The 6,560-nt window shown below is 31.2% G+C and carries 9 protein-coding genes; 3 read left to right on the forward strand and 6 right to left on the reverse strand.

What is annotated here, in order from left to right:
* Entirely contained in the window at positions 1 to 1,173 is a 1,173-nt protein-coding gene (locus ACTQZM_RS03275) for a metallophosphoesterase family protein (RefSeq protein WP_047341882.1), read from the reverse strand.
* A 399-nt stretch (positions 1,174 to 1,572) separates the two neighbouring features.
* Between ACTQZM_RS03275 and ACTQZM_RS03280 the strand changes: the two genes are divergently transcribed.
* Genes ACTQZM_RS03280 through ACTQZM_RS03290 form a run of 3 tightly spaced genes read left to right on the forward strand, consistent with a single transcriptional unit; the run spans position 1,573 to position 4,146 of the window.
* Positions 1,573 to 2,382, forward strand: coding sequence for an ABC-2 family transporter protein (locus ACTQZM_RS03280; RefSeq protein ID WP_047341883.1), 810 nt, complete (start codon positions 1,573 to 1,575; stop codon positions 2,380 to 2,382).
* A gap of 9 nt (positions 2,383 to 2,391) precedes the next feature.
* The gene (locus ACTQZM_RS03285; RefSeq protein ID WP_047341884.1) at positions 2,392 to 3,177 is read left to right on the forward strand and encodes an ABC transporter permease; all 786 of its coding nucleotides are present in this window, start codon (positions 2,392 to 2,394) and stop codon (positions 3,175 to 3,177) included.
* Positions 3,178 to 3,192: 15 nt separating this feature from the next.
* Positions 3,193 to 4,146: an ABC transporter ATP-binding protein gene (locus tag ACTQZM_RS03290; protein ID WP_052845638.1), complete on the forward strand. Its 954-nt coding sequence runs from the start codon at positions 3,193 to 3,195 to the stop codon at positions 4,144 to 4,146.
* 106 nt (positions 4,147 to 4,252) lie between these two features.
* Here the strand turns inward: ACTQZM_RS03290 and ACTQZM_RS03295 are convergent, their stop codons facing one another.
* From ACTQZM_RS03295 to ACTQZM_RS03315, 5 genes are all read right to left on the reverse strand, one after another.
* Positions 4,253 to 4,453, reverse strand: a complete 201-nt coding sequence (locus ACTQZM_RS03295) for a hypothetical protein (protein WP_047341885.1) — start codon at positions 4,451 to 4,453, stop codon at positions 4,253 to 4,255.
* A 21-nt stretch (positions 4,454 to 4,474) separates the two neighbouring features.
* Positions 4,475 to 4,753, reverse strand: coding sequence for a hypothetical protein (locus ACTQZM_RS03300; protein ID WP_441652882.1), 279 nt, complete (start codon positions 4,751 to 4,753; stop codon positions 4,475 to 4,477).
* A gap of 72 nt (positions 4,754 to 4,825) precedes the next feature.
* The gene (locus ACTQZM_RS03305) at positions 4,826 to 5,161 is read right to left on the reverse strand and encodes a hypothetical protein (protein ID WP_441652883.1); all 336 of its coding nucleotides are present in this window, start codon (positions 5,159 to 5,161) and stop codon (positions 4,826 to 4,828) included.
* A gap of 204 nt (positions 5,162 to 5,365) precedes the next feature.
* Positions 5,366 to 5,659, reverse strand: coding sequence for a bacteriocin immunity protein (locus ACTQZM_RS03310; protein WP_052845639.1), 294 nt, complete (start codon positions 5,657 to 5,659; stop codon positions 5,366 to 5,368).
* Between the two features lie 230 nt (positions 5,660 to 5,889).
* The gene (locus ACTQZM_RS03315; RefSeq protein WP_235426194.1) at positions 5,890 to 6,096 is read right to left on the reverse strand and encodes a hypothetical protein; all 207 of its coding nucleotides are present in this window, start codon (positions 6,094 to 6,096) and stop codon (positions 5,890 to 5,892) included.
* Positions 6,097 to 6,560: the final 464 nt, after the last annotated feature.

Here is a 6,560-nt window from a genome sequence, read left to right on the forward strand (position 1 = left end):
TTATTCCTTTTCTTCTGCTCCATAACCTAAATTTTCTTGTGCCTGTCTCATCACTTCTGGAATCAATTCTTCTAAAGAAACAAAACCAATAAGCCCGTTTTTCGCTAATTCCTCCGTTAACTGTTTCGCCAAGACTTCTGAGGCAAATGCTTGACTTGAAAGCATAGAAGGCAAAATAGCAGGACTCGTCTTTTGTTTTTCATGGTCGATTACTATTTCATAAACAAAGACATCTTTTTGGGCACGCTGTAATTGCGCATTTAAATAATCTAGTATTTCCAAGCGAGTGGCAGCTGAATATTCTAGTAACTGTTGCTCTGATAAATGCTGCCAATGAAGTTGATAAAAGCCTGGTGATACTGCTGAAAGTTTTGCCATTAAATCAGCCAACACTTGGGTACGTTGACTTTGAACGGGCATAGGATAATCCACTTGACCAAAACGAAGACTCGCAACATGAGCGGGCGTGAAATGACAACTTTGAGGCGTTAATTCGACTAACATCACACCTGTAGCTACTTCTTTTTTCGTATGTCCTTGTGGCGTACCTGAATACACAATGGCCGGCTGTTCATTTAAAATCGTCGGTACATGAATATGCCCCAATGCCCAATAATCATAGCCTTTACTTACTAGTTCCGAAATTTGAAAAGGTGCATATTTGCCTGCCTGTTGCCCATGATAAAGGCCTATATGATAATCACAATCCACTGCTTTATACGGAAACTCGACATCCTTTCTTGCTTCAATCCACGGCTGACAATAACTAAATCCGCTAAAAGCCACACGTTCATTTGACTTGGTTGTTAACATCAGTGTCGAGACTGCTTCTTCGGTAAATAAATGAACATTTTCCGGGAAGTCAAACCAATAACGCTGTGGGGTGTAATAATCATGATTGCCAAAACACATCACGACCTCGATTTCTTCTTTTTCAAGTCGTTGCAACGCCTGACAAAAAATATTTTGAATATATAAACTTGGCTGATTCTGATGGAACGTATCTCCTGCTAAAAGGACAAAATCCACTTGCTTTTCAATCGCTAAATCAACTATTCTTTGCCATACTTCTTGATTCACTGTAAGTAACGATTGCTGCCATTTACTCAATTGTGGCATTCCTTCAAAGCTACGATCCAAATGCAAATCCGCACAATGTAAAAAACGAACCATTCTTCTTTTTCCTTCAATTTTTTCTTTCATTGTACCATTAATAATAGCAAAAGTCACATTTTAAACGAAAATTTGTTCGCTATTTTAGATACAAAAAAACTACTCTAAATCACAATAATTTAAAGTAGCTATAACATTTAACTGAAAATATCTTGACTGAGTTTGTAAAAATGATTAATTACATACTCATATTTAAAGCAAGAAATCTCATAAAATTTTATCTGAAAGCAATGTCTTCTATCCGCTGAAAAAAATATGCATTAGATGATAGAAATAAATGTTGTATTCTGATATGATTGAAGAACGTCAATTACCTCATTTCTATAATTAATGATAAAAGTATGTTAGATAAATGGAAAAAATGTGTTTTGTAAAAAATTACGTTAGGAGAAAAAACTTTTGATTTTAATAAGTCAAATTATAAAGCAAATTAAGCTTGCAAGAATGTATAAGATTACTATTATTTCGGGAATTGTAACTCAAACATTTTTTGCAATTTTTAAAAATTATGTCTTAATTGCATTTGTTGGTAGCAATGTACAGTCCTCGCCAATGAACGAATTTCAAACAACAACGTATATTTGGTTAACGCAAATATTATTTGGGATTGTACCTTGGACGGTTAATAGAGCAGATTTTGATAGTATCAGAAAAGGAACTATCGCGCTAGACCTTATAAAGCCAACAAGTATTTTTAATCTTATTTTTTCAAAAACACTATCTTGGAAATTGGTAGGAATGCTCTCACGTGGAATACCGATTTTTTTGCTATCCTTGATACTATCCCTTCTTTTTCCAAATATGGGCCTAGAGCTAAATTTACCTAATACAATGCATTTTTTACTTTTTATTGTCGCTATTTTCCTTGCTATTCAACTAAGTACACTTATAACAACTTCTATGTATTGTTTAGCTTTTTATTTTACTTCTATTACAAATTTTGTAAGTACAATAGGTTCTGTCGCATATATACTTTCTGGAATGGTTATTCCCTTAAGCTTCTTTCCAAAATGGATTTTAGGTGGTTTGAACCTTCAGCCATTTAAATACATTGTTGACCTACCTGCACAAATTTTTAATGGAGTATACGATATGAATACAGCAATTGTTGAAATCTTTATACAGATAATGTGGATAATTATTTTTTACACAATTAATTACATAATTTATAAAGATATTGAAGGAAAAATCGAGCTAAATGGAGGGTAATTATAAATTATGAAATATTTTACAATTGTTAAATTAATATTTAAGGCCTATTTACAGTATAAAGTAGATTTTATTGTTGGTATTTTAAATCAAATTCTCGTTATGTTTTTTGAACTATTAGGGATGATTGCTCTATTTCATACTTTTGGTTCATTGAATAAATGGTCAGTATCAGAAACTTTTTTAATATATGGAATTGTTAATTTTTCATTTTCTTTTGCAGAAGTTTTTTTCAGAGGATTTGAGACAAATATGGAAAGTCTTATTCGAGGAGGAGAATATGATAGATATTTATTACGTCCCTATTCGACTATTTTACAAATTTCAGCCTTTAATTTCCAGCCTATCAGGTTTGGCCGATTAGCAATTGCATTAATCGTTCTTATTTTTGGAATAGTCACCAATATTTCTCCTGATAACTGGTACTTATTGGTTTTTTATATACCTTTTGTTACTGTGTGTGGATGTTTTTTGTATGGTGGAATATATGTGTTAGTTGCCTCCTTAACTTTTATATTTAATCAATTTATGGAGTTTACAAGTATTTTTGTTCAAGGAAGTGTTTCAATGATGCAGTACCCTAAGGATTCATTTCCAAAAGCGATTCAAAACTTCTTTACCTATATTTTACCTGTATCATTGATTTCTTATTATCCAGTAATTTTCACGTTAAAGAAATCAGAAGGCGCGCCCTTAATACTTGCCATCAGTCCTATTGTAGGAATATTATTTTATGTTATATCGATAATATTATTCAAGCATCTAGAACGTAAATACTCATCTTCAGGAAATTAGAAAGGTAAATGAATTATGGGACATATCTATGTAAATAATCTAAATAAAACATTTATTAGAAAAAATAGGGGGAAAGTTGATAAAGTACAAGCACTTAAAAATATTTCTTTTGAATTGGAAAAAGGTGAAATAGTAGGGTATTTAGGATTAAATGGTGCCGGAAAAAGTACAACTATTAAAATTCTATCAGGGATTTTAAAACCAGATAATGGAATCGTCAAAGTCGACGGGGTTGAACCATACAAAAACAGAAAACATTATGTCAAAAATATTGGGGTCATGTTTGGACAAAGATCACAATTGGAGTGGGATCTTCCTGCAATGGATACTTATTTTATGTTAAAACAGATTTATAACATACCCAAAGAACAATTTTGGGATACATTTAATCAGTTATCTGAATTATTAAATATGAATGGTATCGAAAAAATACCTGTTAGGCATCTTAGTCTAGGTCAAAAAACAAAGTGTGAACTACTAGCAACTTTTCTTCATAGACCGTCTTTAGTTTTTTTAGATGAACCAACTATTGGTTTAGATATAAAAGCAAAAGAAAATATACATAAAGTTATAAAATCTATTAATAAAGAATTTGGAACTACAATTTTTATTACTTCACATGATTTATCGGATATAGAAAAACTGGTTGATAGAGTGTTGATTATCAATAAAGGTGAACTATTCTATGATGGTTCTTTAAAAAATTTAATTAATGATTCTGGACAAACTCAAGAGGTTACCATTGAAATATGTGAAGAAACTCAGATAGTTATATCGAAACATTATTCGGTAGATAGACTAAATAATAATAAATATAAAGTAAGATTAACAAAAGAAGATAACTTAGTAGATTTAATAGATGAATTAATGAAAAATAATGAAGTGCTCAGCTTACAAATAGATGAACCAACTTTGGAGACAGTATTAATTCATTTATATGATAGGATTGAAGCGAATAAACAATTTTAACTATGAAGGTTATTTTTGTTTATTTCCTATTATTTACTCTCAAATTTGTACAAAAAAACATATCTCTACTGCATCTTTAAACAGCAAAGATATGTTTTTACTTTTGTTAAATTAAATGGAAAGTAAGCGCAACACCAAAGCCAAGAAAAACAATGCCCATCAAACCACCACTGTATAAACCAAGTGGTAGGAAAGCTGAGGTACTTTTATTTCCATACTTTTTCGTGTAAACAAATACATTTCGTGTTGCATATAGTTGATAACAGCCTAATAACAATAATACAATCCCTGCAATCGTTTCAAACATTTTTCATACCTTCTTTCAATATTAGAACCATTTTGTATCCACCGCTCTTTGCAAAGTGAACGGACCAAACGTTGCTTCAATCGTTACATCCTTATCGCTAAGAGCGGTTTTTGCTTTAAATTCTTTTTCAAAAACAACCGGATCAGCAATGGATAATTCATTTGATTTTAAAATGAGTACATAATGTCTAGGTAAAGGATTTAACCAAGTACCAAATTCACTCAACTCAGCCAATGCTAATTCTGGAACACTTTCCGCCAAAATAATTTTGTATTGTCGAATATGTAAAACATCATTCATCCTAACAACATCTCCAATTTGAATATTTTTCTTATACTAATTTATAATAACCTAAAAGATTCCATATATATTTTAGGTCATATCCTGCTCGCTAATGACTTTGTAACTTTTCGCAAACTGTTTTTGGGATAGTATTTTCCGATTAGTTATATCAATGACATCCCCAGAAAAACCCAACGTATACATCGAATAACCTAAGAATCCACCACCGCCAAATGAACCAGTTGCCCCGTCTTTGATATTTTGACTAACGGAAGGTGAGATACCTGCCAATAAAATTCGCAGATGGTTGTCTATCCAAACCAAATAGTTTTTCGCAAACGCATCTTTCACCCAAGTTGGTTGAGGCCCTTTGCGACTAATTTGCCAGATTTCAACTATTTTTCCTGTTTTATCCCTTGCTCGCATAAATAATCCTCTCACCTTCGTTTTCTAAACAAGTGATGTAATATAGTTAGTAAACCCTCTGACAATTTAGCTTTATCACTTATTAAGAAATTCACTTACTGGTATAATCATAACATTTACAAGCGTTTTCTTCATGGGGCTAAGGTTGTATTTTCGTAATAAGTTTTATACAAATACAATTCATTAAATGTGTATTATAGCGACCTAATATCCATAACGAATTTGTGATAAACGACTTAATTCTTTTATTTTTTCTGATTGACTAGCTGTTAATTCAATCCCATTATCAACCAACACTTTCGAAACTTCAATATTCATCCTGCTTAAAATAAACGGAATGGATGAAGGCTCTTTTATTAATTCTTCTCGGTAAGATAATAGCACTTTTTGAACAGGCAATTTTTTAGATTCGCTATCAAGATCTTTTATTAATGATTCAAGAATCATAATCGCCTCATTTTTACGTTCTTTTCCACCTGAAAACCATTTAACACTCATAATATCCCTCTCTTAATACCTTTAATTTTGAAACTAGTATGATTCCTAACTGTTATATCTTTCTTTTCAAAAATAAAATGCTAGTAATCATGTGCGTTAATTAAATTTCATAGAGATTATATATATTTCTTCAAACTAATTAAATACCATTTACCTAATTTGTCATTTTTTTACTCAGTCGGTATATTTAATCGCTTACTTACATCAAATCATAATACAATCATATTTACTTAAATCAAATGAAAAATCAACGATAGTCCAAATCCAACTAAAGTAAATCCAAAAACACTACCACTATACAATCCAAATGGTAAAAATGGTGAAATATTTTTATCCCCATGTTTCTTTGTATATTTAACTACATTATAAACAGCATAAAATTCATACATTCCAAGTACGATAAGCATAATACCCACAATCGTTTCTAACATCCACATCTACCCACTTTCAAATTTTCATTAGAAATAGTATATAAATTCATATATGCATACCTCTTTACCGCTTATCTATTTAGCCTACATCATCATTATAAATCGCTTTCTTTTGTGTTGTTCTATTTTTTCCTAAGAGGCATTCTTTTTTACCTAACTTGTACAAAGGGTCTAAGATATTTAGTGTTGTTACTCAAACGGAGGATAACACTAAATATCTTTTTTTATACTCATAATAATAGAAAAAGACATCTGTTTCCTCTATAATTAAGTCGACCAAAACCATTAAGGAGTGAAACAAGATGTCTTTACTAAATAATATCAAAAAAACCTGTCCAAGTACAACTGAGGTGACCCCAAAAAGTTAGACTTTTTTACGAGACGACTCCGGTCGTCTCGTTTTCATTATGCAGCTAAAAGATGGAGCCTATATTGAACAGGACTCATCCATCCTAACTTTTCTTTTATTC

This window comes from Enterococcus cecorum (assembly GCF_052119425.1).
GTDB lineage: Bacteria > Bacillota > Bacilli > Lactobacillales > Enterococcaceae > Enterococcus_E > Enterococcus_E cecorum_C.

Excerpts from the sequence above, each read along its gene's own strand:
- ACTQZM_RS03275 (WP_047341882.1), bottom strand. The coding sequence starts at position 1,173 with ATGGTTCGTTTTTTACATTGTGCGGATTTGCATTTGGATCGTAGCTTT.
- ACTQZM_RS03285 (WP_047341884.1), top strand. The coding sequence starts at position 2,392 with ATGAAATATTTTACAATTGTTAAATTAATATTTAAGGCCTATTTACAG.
- ACTQZM_RS03290 (WP_052845638.1), top strand. The coding sequence starts at position 3,193 with ATGGGACATATCTATGTAAATAATCTAAATAAAACATTTATTAGAAAA.
- ACTQZM_RS03295 (WP_047341885.1), bottom strand. The coding sequence starts at position 4,453 with ATGTTTGAAACGATTGCAGGGATTGTATTATTGTTATTAGGCTGTTAT.
- ACTQZM_RS03300 (WP_441652882.1), bottom strand. The coding sequence starts at position 4,753 with ATGAATGATGTTTTACATATTCGACAATACAAAATTATTTTGGCGGAA.
- ACTQZM_RS03305 (WP_441652883.1), bottom strand. The coding sequence starts at position 5,161 with ATGCGAGCAAGGGATAAAACAGGAAAAATAGTTGAAATCTGGCAAATT.
- ACTQZM_RS03310 (WP_052845639.1), bottom strand. The coding sequence starts at position 5,659 with ATGAGTGTTAAATGGTTTTCAGGTGGAAAAGAACGTAAAAATGAGGCG.
- ACTQZM_RS03315 (WP_235426194.1), bottom strand. The coding sequence starts at position 6,096 with ATGTGGATGTTAGAAACGATTGTGGGTATTATGCTTATCGTACTTGGA.